This is a genomic window from Variovorax sp. GW823-FHT04F07, from assembly GCF_058795995.1.
On record NZ_JBXAIG010000006.1, the window covers coordinates 1 to 18,660 of the forward strand.

Annotated in this window: 17 protein-coding genes; 11 read left to right on the forward strand and 6 right to left on the reverse strand. The window is 68.4% G+C overall.

The window, feature by feature from the left end; genetic code table 11:
- Positions 1–108: 108 nt before the first annotated feature.
- The gene (locus tag AC1RAA_RS24130; protein ID WP_492727805.1) at positions 109–3,234 is read right to left on the reverse strand and encodes an efflux RND transporter permease subunit; all 3,126 of its coding nucleotides are present in this window, start codon (positions 3,232–3,234) and stop codon (positions 109–111) included.
- Entirely contained in the window at positions 3,231–4,901 is a 1,671-nt protein-coding gene (locus tag AC1RAA_RS24135; protein ID WP_492727806.1) for an efflux RND transporter periplasmic adaptor subunit, read from the reverse strand. Before AC1RAA_RS24135 ends, AC1RAA_RS24130 begins: the two co-directional genes overlap by 4 nt.
- 288 nt (positions 4,902–5,189) lie before the next feature.
- Here AC1RAA_RS24135 and AC1RAA_RS24140 point away from each other — a divergent pair, with 288 nt between their 5' ends.
- The 5 genes from AC1RAA_RS24140 to AC1RAA_RS24160 are packed head-to-tail and all read left to right on the forward strand — an operon-like array spanning position 5,190 to position 8,977.
- A complete protein-coding gene (locus AC1RAA_RS24140) occupies positions 5,190–5,711 on the forward strand; it encodes a DUF6622 family protein (protein WP_492727807.1) in 522 nt (173 codons plus the stop codon).
- A gap of 41 nt (positions 5,712–5,752) precedes the next feature.
- Entirely contained in the window at positions 5,753–6,718 is a 966-nt protein-coding gene (locus AC1RAA_RS24145; protein WP_492727808.1) for a sterol desaturase family protein, read from the forward strand.
- Positions 6,715–7,029: a 2TM domain-containing protein gene (locus AC1RAA_RS24150; protein WP_370870079.1), complete on the forward strand. Its 315-nt coding sequence runs from the start codon at positions 6,715–6,717 to the stop codon at positions 7,027–7,029. Before AC1RAA_RS24145 ends, AC1RAA_RS24150 begins: the two co-directional genes overlap by 4 nt.
- Positions 7,026–8,108, forward strand: coding sequence for a sensor histidine kinase (locus AC1RAA_RS24155; protein ID WP_492727812.1), 1,083 nt, complete (start codon positions 7,026–7,028; stop codon positions 8,106–8,108). Before AC1RAA_RS24150 ends, AC1RAA_RS24155 begins: the two co-directional genes overlap by 4 nt.
- A 29-nt stretch (positions 8,109–8,137) precedes the next feature.
- Entirely contained in the window at positions 8,138–8,977 is an 840-nt protein-coding gene (locus AC1RAA_RS24160; RefSeq protein ID WP_492727815.1) for a LytR/AlgR family response regulator transcription factor, read from the forward strand.
- An 81-nt stretch (positions 8,978–9,058) separates the two neighbouring features.
- Here AC1RAA_RS24160 and AC1RAA_RS24165 read toward each other — a convergent pair whose 3' ends face one another.
- Entirely contained in the window at positions 9,059–9,418 is a 360-nt protein-coding gene (locus AC1RAA_RS24165) for a hypothetical protein (protein ID WP_070062581.1), read from the reverse strand.
- 138 nt (positions 9,419–9,556) lie between these two features.
- Between AC1RAA_RS24165 and AC1RAA_RS24170 the strand changes: the two genes are divergently transcribed.
- The 6 genes from AC1RAA_RS24170 to AC1RAA_RS24195 all read left to right on the forward strand — a co-directional run bounded on the left by AC1RAA_RS24170 (position 9,557) and on the right by AC1RAA_RS24195 (position 15,226).
- The gene (locus AC1RAA_RS24170) at positions 9,557–11,374 is read left to right on the forward strand and encodes a glutamine--tRNA ligase/YqeY domain fusion protein (RefSeq protein ID WP_492727817.1); all 1,818 of its coding nucleotides are present in this window, start codon (positions 9,557–9,559) and stop codon (positions 11,372–11,374) included.
- Positions 11,375–11,470: 96 nt separating this feature from the next.
- Positions 11,471–12,037, forward strand: a complete 567-nt coding sequence (locus tag AC1RAA_RS24175) for a pseudouridine synthase (RefSeq protein ID WP_487848301.1) — start codon at positions 11,471–11,473, stop codon at positions 12,035–12,037.
- Between the two features lie 37 nt (positions 12,038–12,074).
- On the forward strand, positions 12,075–12,980 hold the full coding sequence (locus AC1RAA_RS24180) for a peptidoglycan DD-metalloendopeptidase family protein (RefSeq protein ID WP_492727820.1): 906 nt from the start codon (positions 12,075–12,077) through the stop codon (positions 12,978–12,980).
- 48 nt (positions 12,981–13,028) lie between these two features.
- Positions 13,029–13,904 (forward strand): hypothetical protein, encoded by an 876-nt coding sequence (locus AC1RAA_RS24185; protein WP_492727822.1) that lies wholly within the window; start codon positions 13,029–13,031, stop codon positions 13,902–13,904.
- 60 nt (positions 13,905–13,964) lie between these two features.
- Positions 13,965–14,885 (forward strand): restriction endonuclease, encoded by a 921-nt coding sequence (locus AC1RAA_RS24190; RefSeq protein ID WP_492727824.1) that lies wholly within the window; start codon positions 13,965–13,967, stop codon positions 14,883–14,885.
- A 14-nt stretch (positions 14,886–14,899) separates the two neighbouring features.
- Positions 14,900–15,226 (forward strand): hypothetical protein, encoded by a 327-nt coding sequence (locus tag AC1RAA_RS24195; protein WP_307587577.1) that lies wholly within the window; start codon positions 14,900–14,902, stop codon positions 15,224–15,226.
- 15 nt (positions 15,227–15,241) lie between these two features.
- Here the strand turns inward: AC1RAA_RS24195 and AC1RAA_RS24200 are convergent, their stop codons facing one another.
- The 3 genes from AC1RAA_RS24200 to AC1RAA_RS24210 form a co-directional block, all read right to left on the reverse strand.
- The gene (locus AC1RAA_RS24200) at positions 15,242–16,177 is read right to left on the reverse strand and encodes a M14 family metallopeptidase (protein ID WP_095948925.1); all 936 of its coding nucleotides are present in this window, start codon (positions 16,175–16,177) and stop codon (positions 15,242–15,244) included.
- A gap of 113 nt (positions 16,178–16,290) precedes the next feature.
- The gene (locus tag AC1RAA_RS24205; protein ID WP_062476947.1) at positions 16,291–17,493 is read right to left on the reverse strand and encodes an ammonium transporter; all 1,203 of its coding nucleotides are present in this window, start codon (positions 17,491–17,493) and stop codon (positions 16,291–16,293) included.
- A gap of 173 nt (positions 17,494–17,666) precedes the next feature.
- Positions 17,667–18,608, reverse strand: coding sequence for a LytTR family DNA-binding domain-containing protein (locus tag AC1RAA_RS24210; protein ID WP_492727827.1), 942 nt, complete (start codon positions 18,606–18,608; stop codon positions 17,667–17,669).
- Between the last annotated feature and the right edge of the window lie 52 nt (positions 18,609–18,660).

Below are 18,660 nucleotides of genomic sequence, written 5' to 3' on the forward strand. Positions count from 1 at the left end.
CGCCTTTTCTTTGCTTACTTTCTTTTGGCGAAGCAAAAGAAAGTAAGTCCGCCGCCGGGCGGAACTCCCGGCCTCGGAAAGCAAACCAGCGACAGGAGGTCAACCAGATCAAGCCGCCTCCTCCTCAAGCTCAGAAGAAACCCGACGCGCACTCCCCCCACCCAACCGATCAAACGCCAGATAAATAACCGGCGTAGTAAACAAAGTCAGCAGCTGACTAACGATCAACCCCCCAAAGATCGCCAACCCCAGAGGACGCCGCAACTCCGCCCCGTCCCCAAAACTGAACATCAAGGGAACAGCAGCAAACAGCGCAGCCAACGTAGTCATCAAGATCGGCCGAAACCGCAACAACGCAGCCTGATGAATCGCCTCACGAGCTGACTTCCCCTGCGTCCGCTCAGCATCAATAGCAAAATCGATCATCATGATCGCGTTCTTCTTCACGATGCCGATCAGCAGGATGATCCCGATGATCCCGATCACCCCCAGGTCATTGCCAGTCAGCATCAAGGCAAGCAAGGCCCCGACCCCCGCAGAAGGCAACGTAGACAAAATCGTCAGCGGGTGCACATAGCTCTCGTACAGCACCCCAAGAACGATGTACACACAAACCACCGCCGCCAAAATCAACCACAGCTGGTTAGACAACGACTTCTCATAGGCCCCTGAAGCCCCCAGAAAAGTCATCGTCACACTGCTAGGCAACCCGATCTCTTTCGCAGCCGCGCGAATCGCCGCCACCGACCCACCGAGTGACACCCCGGGTGCCGTATCGAAGTTCAACGTACTCGCCGGATACTGCGCCACGTGCGTGATCTGCAACGGCGCCTGCCGCTCACTGATCTCCGCAAAGGCCGACAGCGGCGTCGCCGTGCCCGACCCCGCAATGAGGTTCAACTGCCCCAGCGTCTGCGGCGTGTTCACCATGCCAGGCTGCGCTTCCAGGATCACGCGGTACTGATTCGTCTCGGTGAAGATCGTCGACACGATCCGCTGCCCGAAGGCGCTGTACAGCGCGTCGTCCACCGAACTCGCAGTGATCGACAGCCGCGACGCCGTGTCGCGGTTCACGTTCACATACGCCGCCAACCCTTGCGCCCCGGCATCGCTGCTCACGTTGCGCACCTTGTCCGATTCCTGCAGCTTCGCCACCAGCTTCTGCATCCACTCGGTGACCAGCGCACTGTTCACGCCTTCGAGCGACACGCGGTACTCGGTCGGCCCGGTCTCGGCGTCGATGGTCAGGTCCTGCGTAGGTTGCAGGTACAGCGTGAGGCCGGCCACCTGCCGCACGCGCTCGCGCAGGCGCTCCATCACCTCCTGCTGGTTGTCGTGGCTGCGGGTCAGGTTGATGAGCATGCTGCCGGTGTGCAGCATCGTGTTGTTGGCCGCATCCACGCCGACGAAGGAGCTGAGGTTCTCGACGTCATGGTCTTCAAGAATGGCGCGCGCGGCCTGCTGCTGCAGCTGCGCCATGCGCTCGAAAGACACGTCTTGCGCGGCCTGCACGCGGGCTTGCAGCTGGCCGGTGTCCTGCGTGGGGAACAGGCCCTTCGGGATCGTGAGGTACAGCAGCACGGTCAGCACCAGCGTGAGCAGCGCCACCAGCAGCGTGAGCGGCTGGTGCGCGATCACCCAGTGCAGCGAGCGGTCGTAGCGCACCATCACGCCGTCGAAGAAACGCTGGGCGCGCGCGCCGAAGCCGGTGCCCGATGCGTCTTTCTTCGGCTCGTGCTTGAGCCAGCGCGCCGACATCATCGGCACCAGAGTGAGCGAGACCACGCCCGAGATCAGGATGGTGATCGCCAGCGTCACGGCGAACTCGCGGAACAGGCGGCCCACCACGTCGCCCATGAACAGCAGCGGAATGAGCACCGCGATGAGCGACACGGTCAGCGAGATGATGGTGAAGCCGATCTGCGCGGCGCCCTTGAACGCGGCCTGCAATGGCTTCTCGCCCTCCTCGATGTAGCGCGCGATGTTCTCGATCATGACGATCGCGTCGTCCACCACGAAGCCGGTGGCGATGGTCAGCGCCATCAGGCTCAGGTTGTTCAGGCTGTAGCCCAGCAGGTACATCAGGCCAAAGCTGCCGATCAGCGAGATCGGCACGGCGATGCTGGCGATGACGGTGGCGCGCAGGCTGCCCAGGAAGGCGAAGATCACCAGCACCACGAGCACCACGGCCAGCACCAGCTCCATCTCGACGTGCTGCACCGACGAGCGGATGCCGGCGGTGCGGTCGCTCAGCACCTCGACCTGCAGGCCCGCGGGCATGCCGGCCTGCAGCTCGGGCAGCTGCTTCTTGATGGCGTTGACGGTGGCGATCACGTTGGCGCCGGGCTGGCGCTGCACGTTCAGGATGATGGCCGGCGTGAGCTGCACCTGCCCGTCGACCTTGCGCCCGGCCCAGGCGCCGAGCTGTGTGTTCTCGGCGCTGTTGACCACGCGCGCCACGTCGACCATGCGGATCGGCGCGCCGTTCTTGTAGCTGACGATGAGGTTCTTGTAGTCGTCGACCGTGAGCAGCTGGTCGTTCGAGTTGATGGTGTAGGCGCGCTTGGGGCCGTCGAAGCTGCCCTTGGCGCCGTTGGAGTTGGCCGCGCTGATGGCGGTGCGCAGCGAATCCAGCCCGATGCCGTTGGCCGCCAGTGCCTGCGTGTTGGCCTGGATGCGCACGGCCGGGCGCTGCCCGCCGCTGAGCGACACGAGGCCCACGCCCGAGACCTGGCTGATCTTCTGCGCGAGCCGGGTGTTCACGAGGTTCTGCACCTCGGTGAGCGGCAGCGTGTCGGAGGTGATGGCCAGCGTGAGCACCGGCGCGTCGGCCGGGTTGACCTTGGCGTACACCGGCGGCGCCGGCAGGTCGGCCGGCAGCAGCGAGCCGCCGGCGTTGATGGCGGCCTGCACTTCCTGCTCGGCGACGTCCAGCGTCTGGCCCAGCGAGAACTGCAGCGTGATGATCGACACGCCCGCCGCGCTGGTCGAGCTCATGCGGTCCAGGCCCGACATCTGGCCGAACTGGCGCTCCAGCGGCGCGGTGACGGTGTTGCTCATGACCTCGGGGCTGGCCCCGGGGTAGAGCGTCTGGACCTGGATGGTCGGGTAGTCGACCTGCGGCAGCGCCGCCAGCGGCAGGAAGCGGAACGCCACCAGGCCGGCCAGCACGATGGCCAGCATCAGCAGCGAGGTGGCGACCGGCCGCAGGATGAACGGGCGCGAGGGGCTCATGGGCTGCGCCGTCCCTCACCACTGCGTTCGCCGCCGCCACCGGCGCCGCCGCGCTCGGCCATGCGCTGCCAGCGCTCCAGCGCGGCCGGCTCGCCGCGGTCGAGGGCTTCGAGGAAACGCTTGCGACGTTCGAGCTGTTCGGGATCGTCCTTGGCCGCGTCGAGCATGCGCTGGCGCTGCTCGGCAGTAGGGAGCTTGGCGGGTGTGGCTGCAGGTGCAGGCGTTGCTGCCGCTGGCGCTGCAGCCGGCGCAGCCGTTCCGGCGGCAGGTGCAGCCGGTGCCTGCGATGGTGAAGCCGGTGCCGCCGCTTCGGCGGGACGAGCACCGCCGCCCTGCGCACCACCGCCACCTTCCTGCCGACGTCCTCCACGTCGTCCGCCCGGCGCTGCTGCGCCCGAGGCCGCACCGGCCGGCCGGTCGACCGTGGTCTGCACGCGCGCGCCGTCCTTCAGGCGGTCGCCGCCTTCGGTGACCACGGTTTCGCCGGGCTGCAGACCCTTGGTGATGGAGGCGAAATCGACGCTCGATTCGCCGCGCGTCACTGGCCGCTGCGAGGCCGTGTTCTCGGCCGTCACCACGTACACGTAGTCGCCGTTCGGGCCGTGGCGCAGCGCCGTGACCGGCACCACCACCGCGCTGCTCACGGTGCGCAGCAGCAGCCGCAGGTTGACGAACTGGTTCGGGAACAGCGCGCCGTCGGCGTTGGTGAAGCGCGCCTTGGCCTTCACGGTGCCGGTCTGCGTGTCGACCATGTTGTCGAGCGTGGAAAAGCTGCCGTCGGCCAGCCGGCGCGTGCGCGTGCGATCGAAGGCGGTGGTGGCAAGCGTGGCGCCCTGGCCCAGCCGCTCCTGCACCTCGGGCACGCGGTCCTGCGGAATGGCGAACTCGACGTCGATGGGCGCGATCTGCGTGATGGTGGCCACGCCGCCCGTGCTGCCGGTCGAGATGTAGTTGCCCGCGTCCACCGGCCGCAGGCCGATGCGTCCGCTCACCGGCGCCGTGATGCGGCTCCAGGCCAGGTTGAGCTTGGCGGTGTTCTCGTTGGCGCGGTCGATGGCCACGGTGCCTTCGAGCTGCTTGACCAGCGCGGCCTGGGTGTCGACGTCCTGGCGGGCGATGGAGTCCTGCCCGAGCAGCGTCTGGTAGCGCTGCAGCGTGACGCGCGCCGCGGCCAGCTGCGCCTCGTCGCGCTGGCGGGCACCGGCGGCCTGCGCCAGCGCGTTCTCGAAGGGCTGCGGGTCGATGGTGGCGAGCACGTCGCCCTTCTTGACCATCTGGCCTTCCTTGAACAGCACGGCCGTGAGCACGCCCGACACCTGCGGCTGCACCGTCACGTTGGCCAGCGGCGTGACCGTGCCCAGCGCTTCGAGCTGCACCGGGATGTCGGCCTGCCGCGCGACGGCGGTGCCGACGGTGCTGGAGGCCGGGCCTCCCCCGCCTGCCCGACCGCCCGGGCCACCGCCGCCGGGACGGCCTGAACCTGCACCCGGTCCGCCCGCGCCCGGTGCCGGCGACTTGGAACGCTGCACCAGGTACCAGGCACCGCCCCCGAGCGCCACGAGCAGCAGCAGGGCCATCAGGCTCCCGAACCAGCGGCGTCGACGCGCCGGCGGATGGGTCGGCGACACGACGGGTGGCAGGGGTTCGGGGGGCGTTTGGGAATCCATGGGCGGTGCGTGCGAAGGGGTGCGAAAAGGCGGCCTGAAGGGAGGCGGCCTAGAGTACAGCGCGAAATATCACTCCCCAAGTTTTCCGTGCCGTAAAGCGACGGTAAAGCTTCCGTTTGCGCGGCGACCCCGCCATCCCGCGCTCGCCATTCGCGCCGGCGACCCGCACTTCACGCCGCCCACCCGCATTTCGTCGCATGGCCGTGGCGGGGGCCGGGCGGCATCGGCACAGTCCGCTCCATCGATTCCCTGCCCCCTTTGTCCTCTTCCAACCGAACGGAGCCTCTCATGCTGATGCAAATCCTTCTTCACACCCCGAAGTGGGTGTTCGCCGTGTTCGTCCTGCTGGCCTGGCTCGGCGGCCGGCAGCTCGTGGCCAACCGCATCGGCCTGAACCGCGTGCTGGTGATGCCGGTCGCCATGGCCGGCCTGTCGTTCTGGGGCGTGGTGTCGGTGTCCGGCGAGTCGGCCGGCGCCCTGCTCGGCTGGGCCGTGGCCGCGCTGCTGCTCATGGTGCTGGTGCTGCGCCGCCCGCTGCCGGCGACCACGCGCTACGACGCCACGGCGCGCCAGTTCGAGGTGGCCGGCACCGCCGTGCCGCTGATGCTCATGATGGGCATCTTCCTCACCAAGTACGTGGTGGGCGTGTCGCTGGCCCTGCATCCGGAGCTGCGCCACCAGGCCGCCTTCGCCCTGGGCGTGCCGGCGCTGTACGGCGCCTTCAGCGGCATCTTCGCGGCCCGCGCCGCGCGCCTGTGGCGCCTGGCCGCCGCGTCGGGCGCGATGGTCAGCGGCGCCCGCGCGGCCTAAGATTCCGACGCCCCGCCCGCCCTTCGCCGCCAGGAACCGCCATGACCGTGCTCGTGTTGATCCTCAAGATTTCCATCTCGGTGGTGCTGCTCGCCTCGCTGGCCGAAGCGCTGGTGCTGTCGTGGCGCAACGGCTGGCGCAGCTACGACTGGAAGGCGGCGGGTATCTCGGTGTTCGACTTCCTGGTGCGCGAATACCCGCTGCGCTGGCTGCTGCCGCTGGCCTTCTGGGTCGGCGCCATGGACTGGCTCTACGCCCACCGGCTCTTCACGCTGCCGATGGACCACTGGACCGGCTGGCTCGCCTGCTTCATCGGCCAGGAGTTCTGCTACTACTGGTACCACCGCGCCGCGCACCGCGTGCGCTGGTTCTGGTGCACCCACGCCGTGCACCACTCGCCGAACCAGCTGAACCTGTCGGCCGCCTACCGCTTCGGCTGGACCGGCCGGCTCACCGGCACGCTGGCCTTCTTCCTTCTGGCACCGCTCCTGGGCATGCCGCCGCGGATCATCTTGCTGATGCTCACGCTGAACCTGCTCTACCAGTTCTGGATTCACGCGACCTGGATTCCGAAGCTCGGCCCGCTCGAATGGGTGCTCAACACGCCCTCGGCCCACCGCGTGCACCACGCCTCGAACCTGGAGTACCTGGACGGCAACTACGGCGGCGTGCTGATCGTGTTCGATCGCCTGTTCGGCACCTACATCCCCGAGCGCGCCGACCTGCCCTGCCGCTACGGACTGGTGAAGCCGATCACCTCGTACAACCTGTTCGAGATCGAGTTCAGCCAATGGCGCGACCTGTGGCGCGACCTGCGCTCGGCGCGTTCGCTGCGCGCCTTCGTCGGCTACCTCGTGAAGCCGCCGGGCTGGCGGGCGGACGGGCCGGGCGAGACCACCGAGGAGCTGCGCCAGCGCGCGGCACTGCCACCTTCACCGTCGATGCCGGCAGCGGCCGCCAGCGACTTCGTTCCCCTTTCACCTGCCTCTCTCAAGGAGCTGTCATGACCCCGATGTCCCCTTCCTCTTCTTCCTCCTCCTCTTCTTCGTCCGCCGACATCGAGCGGCGCGCCCGCCGCCGCGCCGGCGCCAAGATGGGCTGGTTCATCCATGCCTTCGTCTACGTGGTCGTCAACGTCGGGCTGGTTGCGCTCGCGGCCTCGCGCGGCCACAACTGGGCCGTGTACCCGCTCATGGGCTGGGGGCTGGGCCTGCTGATCCATGGCGCCGTGGTCTGGCTCATCGCGCCCGGCGGCGGCCTGTACGACCAGCTGCTGGAACGTGAGCGCCGCGCGCTAGGTGGCGGGGACCGCCGGTGACGGCCACGGCGGACGACACGCCACGCCCGTCGCGCTTTCGCGCCGAGAACCTGCGGGACATCCTGCGGCACGGTCTGATCACGGCCGCCTTCTGCTGCGTCATCGCCGCGGCGCTGACAGTCTCGGGCATGGGCAGCTGGAGTTCGCAGATGGTGTATTCGCTGTCGATCGGCACGATCAGCTGGCTGGTCATCGACACCGGGCGCCTGTTCATCAGCGGCCACCAGAACGTGCTCTGGCCGCACGGCCCCTGGGGCTTCGTGCTGGTGGCCTTCGGCGTCACGCTGGGCTTCCTCGGCGGCGGTGCCATCGGGGACGCCTGGGTCGGCCGGCCGCTGTTCGACTTCACCGGCTTCGCCCGGCACCGGATGGTCTCCACCATCGTCATCACGCTGGCAGCCACCATCGGCATGTGCTACTTCTTCTACAGCCTCGGGCGCAGCAAGCACATGCAGCGCCAGCTCGACCTGGCGCAACGAGACGCCACGGACGCCCGCCTCAAGCTGCTCGAAACCCAGCTCGAACCGCACATGCTGTTCAACACGCTGGCCAACCTGCGCGTGCTGATCACCGTCGATCCGCCGCGCGCCGTAGCCATGCTCGACCGCCTGAACAGTTATCTGCGCATGACGCTCAGCGGCTCGCGCGCGCTGTCGCATCCGCTGTCGGCCGAGTTCGACCGGCTGGGCGACTATCTCGAACTGATGTCGGTGCGCATGGGCGAGCGCCTGCGCTACACGCTCGACCTGCCCGATGACCTGCGCGACACGCCCGTGCCGCCGCTGCTGCTGCAGCCGCTGGTCGAGAACAGCATCCGCCACGGCCTCGAGCCCCAGGTCGAAGGCGGCGAGATCGCCGTGCGCGCGCGCCGCGAGGCGGGCGAACTGGTGATCGAGGTGAGCGACACCGGTGTCGGGCTCGATGCGGCACCGCAGCCGTCGGAAGGTGGCGGCTTCGGGCTCGAACAGGTGCGCGAGCGGCTGGCCACCGTGTACGGTGAGCAAGGTCGCCTGAGCCTGCGCCCCGCGCCCGCGGGCGGCGGAACGCGCGTCACCCTGAACCTCCCCCTGCCCGCCTGAACAGGCCCCACGACAACAACAAGAAGACGATGCCCCTCACCGCCCTCATCGCCGAAGACGAACCCCTGCTGGCCCAGGCCCTGCAGGCCGAACTGGCCGCCGCCTGGCCCGAGCTGCGCGTGGTCGCCACCGCCCGCGACGGCCGCAGCGCCGTGCGCGAGGCGCTGCGGCTGCTGCCGCAGGTGCTGTTCTTCGACATCCGCATGCCCGGCCTGGACGGCCTGGGCGCCGCCGCCGAGCTGGCCGACAGCTGGCCCACCGACGAAGCGCCGATGCCGCAGCTGGTGTTCGTGACCGCCTACGACGAATACGCCGCGCGCGCCTTCGAGGCCGAAGCCATCGACTACGTGCTCAAGCCCGTGCAGCCCGAGCGCCTGCGCAAGACCGTGGCGCGGCTGCGGCAGGCGCTGGCGGCGGCCGCGCCGTCGATGACGCCGCCCATCCCGGCCGACGAGGTGCTGGAGCGCACGCTCGCCCAGTGGCGCCAGGTGCTGGGCGCCGCCGGCGGTGCGCCGTCGGCATCGGCGTCGCCGTCAGCGCCGCTGCGCATGATTGCCGCCAGCGATGCCGGCGGCGCCACCGTGCGCATGGTGCCGATCGACGAGGTGCTGTATTTCGAGGCCGCCGACAAGTACCTGCGCGTGCTCACCGCCACGCAGGAGTACCTGATCCGCACGCCCCTCAAGCAACTGCTGCCCCAGCTCGATGCCGACACCTTCTGGCAGGTGCACCGGGCGGTGGTGGTGCGCAGCGCGGCCATCGAGGCGGTGCACCGCGACGAGGCTGGCAAGCTGCACCTCGCGCTGCGCGGGCGGGCCGAGAAGATCCCGGTCAGCCGGCTCTACGCCCACCTGTTTCGCGCCATGTGAAATCTACGCCGCGGACGCGCAGCAAAAAGCCGGCCTTTTCGGGGCCGGCTTTTTTCATTCAGTCACGAATGGCGTTGTAAATCAGCGCCAGTGGCCGTGTCCGTGGCCATGACCGCGGTGATAACCACGACCGTAGTAGCGCGGGCCGTAATAGGCCGGCGGCGGTGCGTAGTACACCGGTGCCGGGCGGTAGTACACCGGCGGCGGCGGACGGTAGTAGACCGGGGGCGGCGGTGCGTAATACACCGGGGCCGGCGGCGCATAGACCGGGGCCGGGTAGTAGGCGGGACCGCCCACGCCGACCGCCACGCCGGGCACGCCGACGCCGATCGACCAGCTCACGTCGCCGCGGGCGCTGGCCGAGGTGGCGGCAAACAGCGCACCGAAGGCCACCGCACCGGCGGCGGCCCATTTGAAGAGGGTAGAACGTGTGACGCTCATGATGTGGGACTCCTTGTTGGGGGGGCGTTGTGCGCCCCATGTCCGTATTGAACGCTGCAATTGCAAAGCGGGTGGACGCTGCATTGTGAAGAGCGTTGCCAAAAGTAACCCCGACAGCCCCCCCTCTAGAATGACGCGATGACCTCCCCGACCGACAAAAGCGGCACCAAAACGACCGCTGCACCGAGCAATTTCCTGCGCCATGTGATCGAGAACGACCTCGCACAGGGTGCCTACGCAGGCCGCACCTGGGGCGGTTCCCCGGGCGACGCCGCCCACCACGCCCAGGGCATGCCCGACCCCGCCAAGGTGCGCATGCGCTTTCCGCCCGAGCCCAACGGCTACCTGCACATCGGCCACGCCAAGAGCATCTGGCTGAATTTCGAGCTGGCCAAGGAATACGGCGGCGTGTGCCACCTGCGCTTCGACGACACCAACCCCGAGAAGGAAGAGCAGGAGTACGTCGATTCCATCCGCGACGCCGTGAAGTGGCTCGGCTACGAAACCTACCTGGCCGACCGCCCCAGCGCGCCTGGCACGATTCAGGAACACGAGTACTTCGCCAGCAACTACTTCGACTTCATGTACGAAGCCGCCGAGTACCTGATCGGCGCCGGCCTGGCCTATGTCGACGAGCAGACGCCCGACGAGATGCGCGCCAACCGCGGCGACTTCAACACGCCCGGCACCGACAGCCGCTTTCGCAGCCGCACGCCCGACGAAAACCTGGCGCGCTTTCGCGAGATGCGCGACGGCAAGCTCGCCGACGGCGCCGCCATCCTGCGCGCCAAGATCGACATGGCGAGCCCCAACATCAACATGCGCGACCCCGCGCTGTACCGCATCCGCCGGGCCACCCACCACAACACGGGCGACAAGTGGTGCATCTACCCGATGTACACCTACGCGCACCCGATCGAAGACGCGCTGGAGCAGATCACCCACTCCATCTGCACGCTCGAATTCGAAGACCAGCGCCCCTTCTACGACTGGCTGCTCGACCGCCTGGCCGAAGGCGGCTTGGTCGCCAGCCCGCACCCGCGCCAGTACGAGTTCGCCCGCCTGAACGTGACCCACGTGATGACCAGCAAGCGCAAGCTGCGCCAGCTGGTCGAAGAGAAACACGTCGACGGCTGGGACGACCCGCGCATGCCCACCATCGCCGGCCTGCGCCGCCGCGGCTACACGCCCGCCGCGCTGCAGCTGTTCTGCGAACGCAGCGGCACCACCAAGTCGGGCGGCTGGATCGAATACGCCAGCCTCGAGGCCGCGCTGCGCGACACCCTCGACCCCATCGCGCCGCGCGCCATGGCCGTGCTCGACCCGGTGAAGCTCGTCATCACCAACTGGGGCGAGCTGATGGGCAGCGACGACACGCTCGACGACTGCTCCGCCCCCGTGCACCCGCACCACCCCGAGATGGGCAAGCGCGAATTCAAGCTCGGCCGCGAAGTCTGGATCGAGCGCACCGACTACGAAGACGTGCAGCCCAAGGGCTTCTTCCGCCTGTTCCCCGGCAACAAGGTGCGCCTGAAGTACGGCCACGTCATCGAATGCACCGGCGCCACGCGCGACGCCGACGGCAAGCTCCTCGAAGTGCAGGCCACGCTGGTGCCCGACACCAAGAGCGGCACGCCCGGCGCGGACGCGATCAAGGTCAAGGGCAACATCACCTGGGTGGCTGCTGCGGATGCCGTGCAGGCCGAGGTGCGGCTGTACGAGCGCCTCTTCGCCGAAGCCAACCCGGGCAGCGGCGAGCTGCTGGACGAGCTGAACAAGCACAGCCTGGAGGTGTGCACGGCCTTCGTCGAGCCGTCGCTGGCGAAGGCCGAGCCCGGTGTCGGCATCCAGTTCGAGCGGCATGGCTACTTCGTGCGCGACACGAAGGGCGCCGCCGCCGGCGGACAGGTGGTGTTCAACCGCGCGGCGGGGATGCGGGACAGCTGGGCCAAGTAAGCCCGCTGCCGTGCTCTCCCGCAAAGCCGGGGCCGTCATGGCTCCGGCTTTTTTCTTGCGCCGAGCGTCGACAGACCCCGGCTATCCTGTCGGTTCATGAACGCCCCGAGCCTTTCTTCGTCCCGCCTCATCCGCTTCAACAAACCCTACGGCGTCCTCAGCCAGTTCACGCCCGAGGGCCGTTGGCGCGGCCTGAAGGACTTCATCGACCTGCCCGGCGTCTACGTCGCCGGCCGCCTCGATGCCGACAGCGAAGGCCTGCTGCTGCTCACCGACGACGGCAAGCTCCAGGCGCGCATCGCCGATCCGCGCTTCAAGATGGAGAAGACCTACTGGGTGCAGGTCGAGGGCGTGCCGACCGACGAAGCGCTGGCGGCGCTGCGCAACGGCGTGCAGCTCAACGACGGCCCCACGCGCCCCGCACGGGCGCGCCGGCTCGATCCACCGCCCGACGTGTGGCACCGCGAGCCCCCCATCCGCGAGCGCAAGCTCATTCCCACCGCGTGGCTGGAGCTGGCGATCAGCGAAGGCCGCAACCGCCAGGTGCGGCGCATGACGGCGGCCGTCGGCCTGCCGACGCTGCGCCTCATCCGCGCCGCTATCGGGCCCTACACGCTCGACGGGCTCGCGCCCGGAACCTGGCGGGAACAGAGCGGCGGCTGAGCCGCCGCACCACCAACTCTTCATTCGAATCCTGTCCATGCACACAAACCTTCCTTTCTCCGACCTCCCCTCTTCTTCCGCGCTGAACCGCCGCAGCGCAGTGCTCGGCGCCCTCGGCTTGCTGGCCCTGCCCGCCAGCGCCGCTGCCCCGGCCAAGAAAAACAACAAGCCGCAGGCGCCCGATGTCTGGCCGCGCGCCTTGCTGGTGCCGGGCGGTGTCGCCCGCCTGTCGCTCGGCCCCGCGGCCACGCGCCCCAAGGCCTTCGCCGGTGATGTGCCGGTGCTGGTGCTCGGCGATCCGATCGAATGGACCGCGCTGGTCGGCATCCCACTCGCCACCCCACCCGGCGAAGCCAGCATCAGCGTGCGCGCTGAAGGCAAGCCCGAACGCCAGATCGCCTACACCATCGCCCCGAAGCAGTACCGCGAACAACGCCTGACGGTAGCGCCGCGCACGGTCGACCTGTCGCCCGAAGACGAAGCGCGCTACACCAAGGAACGCGATCACCTGACCGGCGTGATGGCCACGCTCTCCGACCTGCGCCCCGACGCCGCGCTGCAGATGCGCGTGCCCGTGCCGGGCCGCCGCTCCAGCTCGTTCGGCCTGCGCCGCGTGTTCAACGGCCAGTCGCGCAATCCGCACAGCGGCATGGACATCGCGGCCGGCACCGGCACGCCCGTGCGCGCGCCGCTGGCCGGCAAGGTGATCGACACCGGCGACTACTTCTTCAACGGCGGCACCGTCTGGGTCGACCACGGCGGCGGCCTGCTGACGATGTACTGCCACCTGAGCCGCTGGGACGTGAAGGTGGGCGACGTGCTCAAGGTCGGTGACCCGTTGGCCGCGGTGGGCGCAACGGGACGGGTGACCGGGCCGCACTTGCATTGGGGGGTGATGCTGAACCGGACGATGGTGGACCCGGCGTTGTTCGTTGCCAGTTGAGTTGCGCGCGTGGGAACGAGCCCTCACGAGCCTCGGGGATCGCGGCGCATGTCCGTCCGGACGAAATCCTTCCTCATCTGGCTTTCCGTCGTCCCTGTGCTCTCGGCCCTGTGTGTCATTGGCCTGAACCTGTTGCCGTTGTGGTTCGTGTACCTCTTGCCCTATGCGATCGGGGTGGCCTTGCTGATGATCCTCATGGCGATCGTGGCCGCAGGCGGTGCGACCAAGACTCTCGGCGCGAGCTTTGGGGGCTTCGCTGCCGGCGTCGTGCTGGTGTTCGTCGCCTACGACATCGTCAAAACCGCTGATCGAGCGGATTGGAACGCTTCGTACAACGAATTCCGGCAGTTCAGCCAAGTCGTGGCACGCGGGGATCGAAAGGCCACAGCAGCGGCCCTCGACGATCTCCGGCGCTTCACGCCGGCCGAAGCGCTCTGCATCCTTGGTTCCGAGAGCGGGACCGGCGGCTCAGGCTATCTCATGCCCGAGGGCCCGGACACGCAGCGCACCCGCCAGGGAAATCGCTACTTCATCTCGACGCCGCGACTTTTCGAGGTGGCCGAGATCCTCGTTTCGACGCAGCCTGCTCAGCGCGAAACGCAGGTGGCCCTTTACGACATGCTGCGGGACTTGCACCGGCGCGACGACCCCGCGGCATTTCCGCGCTGGGAACAGCTCTGGCTGCGCACAAAAGCCGCCACGGGCGGCACGGCCGGCTGGCACTTCGACGGCGCCCGTCTGAGATGGCCATCCGAGCAGTGCGGGGGAGACGACGACACGCACCTGGCCGACCTGGTCAAGGAGATCAACAAGCCACCCGAAACACCGGCAGAGTCCCGTGCCCACGAGTCCAGCAGTTCGCAAGCGCGGCAAGCCGCAGACAACGCGCTTCGCGACGCGCAGAACACCGCAGTCGCACGGTGAAGACCCGGGCGCCCGCCCCGGCTTATAAAGAGATCTTTCGAGGAGCGAGGCAAGCGACCGATGGCAAAACAGACACGAGCCGAGCGCCGACGCGAGCGGGCGCGGCAGGAACTGGCCGGCAAGGCCTGGATGGCGATCTTCGTCGGCATCCTGCTGCTGGTGGTCGCCCCCGCCTTCCTGAAAGGGCCGATCGTGGGCACGCTGGGGCCTGCGCTCCGGCCTGCCGGTTGGGTCGCGCTGGCGATCGGGGCCGTGCTGCTGGGCCTGCACTACGTCGTCCGCCGTCAGGCTGCCCCCGTGGAGATCGAGTCCGCGGCAGCTCGCGCTCCCGCACGCCCCGCGCCCACCTCCACAGCCGAGCGTCGCGAGCCCACGCTGTCGCCCGCGCCATCGACAACACCCCATGCGGGCCAGGAATCGCAGTGGAGCCCCGCCGTGCTCCACGCCATCGAATGGCGTCGCTTCGAGGCCTTGTGCGAAGCGCTCTACGCACAAGCCGGCTTCACCACGCGCAGCCAATCGCATGGCGCGGACGGCGGCGTCGATATCTGGCTCCAGTCCAGGCACAGTGACATGCCGCGCATCGTCCAGTGCAAGCATTGGCAGAGCAAAGCCGTGGGCGTCAAGGAAATGCGCGAGTTCTTCGGCGTGATGGCTTCGCACCAATTGAAGAGCGGCACCTACGTGACGAGCTCGACCTTCTCGGCGGAAGCGGCGGCGTTTGCGAAGGCGAACGGCATCCACGCCCAAGACGGCGCAGCCCTGCTCCGGCTCATCGGCCAGCGCACGCCGGAACAACAGGCGGCACTGCTGGCCGTGGCCTACGAAGGCGAATACTGGCGGCCCACCTGCGCGAGTTGCGGCACCAAGATGGTCGAAAGAAGCTCGTCCAAGAACGACGGCAGCTTCTGGGGCTGCGCCAACTACCCGAAGTGCAAGGGCCGGACGATCCCGAAGTCGAAGACATCTGCGACGGTCTAGCCGGGAAGCGAGCCATGGCCCATCCACCGATGTTCACCGAAGCCTGCCTCGACACCTCGTTCGCGCGCACCAGCGAACGCCGCGAAGCCCTCGCCTTGCTCAACACCCGCCTGCACCCCGTCCTGCAGAAAATCGTCGCCGCCGAAGTCGCCTCGGGCAACCGCGTCAATGGCGTCGGCATCGACTGGCCCGACCTGGGCTCGGTGCACGTGACGATGGGCAAACATTTCGGCGACCGCCACGCCAGCGCAGACGCCGCTTTCAGCCTCTGCGACGACCCGCACTACTGGCATGCCGACTACAGCACCGCGGACAAACCGCGGCACCTGCTGATCTGCTGAAGAAAAACGCCGGCCTCAGAGCGGCCTGGTCAGGTACACCGCCTCGCGCCCGACGATCGTGCGCTGCGCGGGCATGAAGATCGTGCAGTCGTCGCACGGCGCGCGGATTTCGTCCGGGCCGTTGGTGGCGATCAGCTCGCCCTTGGCGAAGGTCTCGAAGCCGATCAGCGGGCGCACGAAGGCGAAGTCTTCCGACTTGATCACATGCGTCTGGAGCAGCTCGAAACGACGCTGCTCGCCAGGCGCGGGCACGGCCGGGTCCTTGTCGATGAGGCCGAAGTGCGCCAGGAAGTCGAGCGAGATGGCGGTGGCCAGCTCGGAGGCCGAGCGCAGGAAATGCTGGCCGCACTCGGCCACCAGCGCCACGCCCTTGCCGTCGGCCCGGCCATGCTGGCCGTGCTGGATCAGCGGCGTGCCCGAGCCCAGGCCGTCGGGCATCACCAGGTGCACCGACGGGCGGCCGATGGCCATGGCGGCCTCGGCGTTGCGGTCGAAGGCCGGGTACACCCAGAACGGAATCACGGGCTGGCTCGTGGAATGGATGTCGAGGATGTGGTCGGCCGCGCTCACCACCGGGCGCAGCTCGCGGGCACGGCGCAGCTCGGGGCTGTCCTCGCTGCCGTCGAGCCACTCGGGCGACCACACGCGGTTGAGGTTGTGCACCAGCTGGCGGCTGTCGAACGGCAGCGCCTCGTTGAAGGACTCGTAGGCCGCCACGTTGGCAAAGCTGACGGTGAGCGTGCCGATCTTCGGGCGCACGCCGGTGTCGAGCAGGTGCGTGGCGGCGGTCATGCCGCAGATCTCGTTGCCGTGCGTCAGCGCGTTGATCAGCACGTGCGGGCCGGGCTTGCCGGACTCGAAGCGGTGCACGTAGTCGATGCCGACGTTGCCCTCGCGGTAGGCGGAGAGATCGCGGGGGAGGACTTCGAGGGCGGGGGGAGATTGGGTCATGGGGTGGTGAACAGGTGGGATCGGAGGCCGCCGGCAAGTTTGCTACAGCTGGCAAATTCGTGCCGTGAGCCGCAAATCCCCGGATGCGGCTCATGTCCTGAGCCGCATCGCCCTCACCAATTCACTTCGCGCTCCGGCGTCGCCGAAATGTGGTGAATCGACAGGTCCGCCCCGTCGTACTCCTCCTCCTGAGACAGCCGCAGCCCCATCGTCGCCTTGAGCACGCCGTACACCACCGCGCCGCCGATCAGCGCCCAGACCACGCCGAGCAAGGTCCCGATGAGCTGCGCCCACAGGTTCACGCCGCCGATGCCGCCCAGCGCCTGGGTGCCGAAGATGCCCGCCGCGATGCCGCCCCAGGTGCCGCACAGGCCGTGCAGCGGCCACACGCCGAGCACGTCGTCGATCTTCCATTTGTTCTGGGTGCGCGTGAACATGAACACGAAGATGGCGCCGGCCACGCCGCCCGCCACGAGCGCGCCCAGCGGGTGCATGAGGTCGGAGCCGGCGCACACGGCCACGAGGCCGGCGAGCGGGCCGTTGTAGACGAAGCCGGGGTCGTTCTTGCCCATGGCCAACGCCACCAGCGTGCCGCCGACCATGGCCATCAGCGAGTTGACGGCGACGAGGCCCGAGATCTTGTCGATGCTCTGCGCGCTCATCACGTTGAAGCCGAACCAGCCCACGCACAGCACCCACGCGCCCAGCGCCAGGAACGGGATGTTCGACGGCGGGTGGGCGCTGAGCGAGCCGTCGCCGCGGTAGCGGTTGCGGCGCGCGCCCAGCAGCAGCACGGCCGGCAGCGCGAGCCAGCCGCCCACGGCGTGCACGACGACCGAGCCGGCGAAGTCATGGAACTCGTGGCCCGTGACCGAGGCGATCCAGCCCTGGATGCCGAAGGCCTTGTTCCAGGCGATGCCCTCGTACAGCGGATAGACGAAACCGACGATCACCGCGGTGGCGATCAGTTGCGGCCAGAACTTGGCGCGCTCGGCGATGCCGCCCGAGATGATGGCCGGGATGGCCGCCGCGAAGGTCAGCAGGAAGAAGAACTTCACCAGCTCGTAGCCGCTTCTTGCCGACAGTTCGGTGGCGCTGACGAAGAAATGCGTGCCGTAGGCCACACCGTAGCCCACCAGGAAGTACACGATGGTCGACACCGAGAAGTCGACCAGGATCTTGACCAGCGCATTGACCTGGTTCTTCTTGCGCACGGTGCCCAGTTCCAGGAAGGCAAAGCCGGCATGCATGGCCAGGACCATGATGGCGCCGAGAAGGATGAACAGCGCGTCAGCGCCCTGTTTGAGTGCGTCCATGAGAGCTTCTTGCAGGTTTTTGGTTTGATTTGGTGCGTCGCACCCGAACGGCTCGGGGCGCCGGCGCAAGAAAGCAAAAATGGTGCCTGAAAGCTCTTGAATGGTGCGAAACGACCCAGGAATGGGCCGAATTCGCAGGGCGCGCACCGGATCGGAACGCGACGCCGCAGCGATCAGCCCGCGCCGCCGCGCAGCGCGTCGCGGTAGCGCCGGCTGCAGGGCACGGTCGTGCCGTCGTGCATGTGCAGCCGGGCGTCGCCGCCGTCCAGCGGCTCGATCTCCTTGATGCGGCCCAGGTTCACCGCGTGGCTGCGGTGCACGCGCACGAAGGTGGCCGGGTCGAGCTGGGTCAGGAAGTCGGTGAGCGTGGCGCGCAGCAGGTAGTCGTGGCCGTTGACGTGCAGGCCGACGTAGTTGCCCTCAGCCTGCAGCCAGTCGATGTCGGTGGCGGCGATGAGGAATTCGCGGCGCAGCTTGCGCACGAGGAAGCGTTCGGGGCGGGCCGGCGGCGGCGCTGCCGGCATTGGCAGTTCCTGTACCGAGGGCTCGACTCCCTCCCTCTCCTCCAAAGCCTCGAGCACCGGCGCCACGCCCTCTTCCGGCGGATCGAGCACGCGCGCCTCGCCCTGCAGCCGCAGCATGAAGAGCCGGTAGGCCCACACGCCGAAGACCATCGTGGCGTAGACGCGCACGTCCTTCAGGTACTCGTAGCCCCATCGCCCCATGGCGCCGCCGAAGTCGTAGGGCTCGCCGGCCGCCGCGTACACCGCGGCGCGCAGCCCGAACATCGCCGCGACGTGCGCCAGGCTCAGGAGCACGCTGGCCACCAGGTGCCCCGCAAGAAAGCGCACCCAGTGGTCGCGCGCCAGCGGCGACAGCCGGCGCTCCACGGCCACCAGCACCGGCACCAGGGCCAGCAGCGCGATGTGGCTCGACACCTCCCAGGTAATGACCTCCCAGTTCGCGCGCGGCACGGCGCGGCTGCGGGCGTCGATGAGCGCGACCACGGTGCTGATCGCGGCATGCACCGTCATCAGCACGATCCAGAAGCCGACCTCGACGTACCGTCGGATCGGTTCGTAGCGCTCGTACAGGTTCTTGCGCGGCTCGCTCATGCGGGGATTCTCGCGAACCGGGGGCCGGATTTCGTCCCTGAGGGCCACCGTT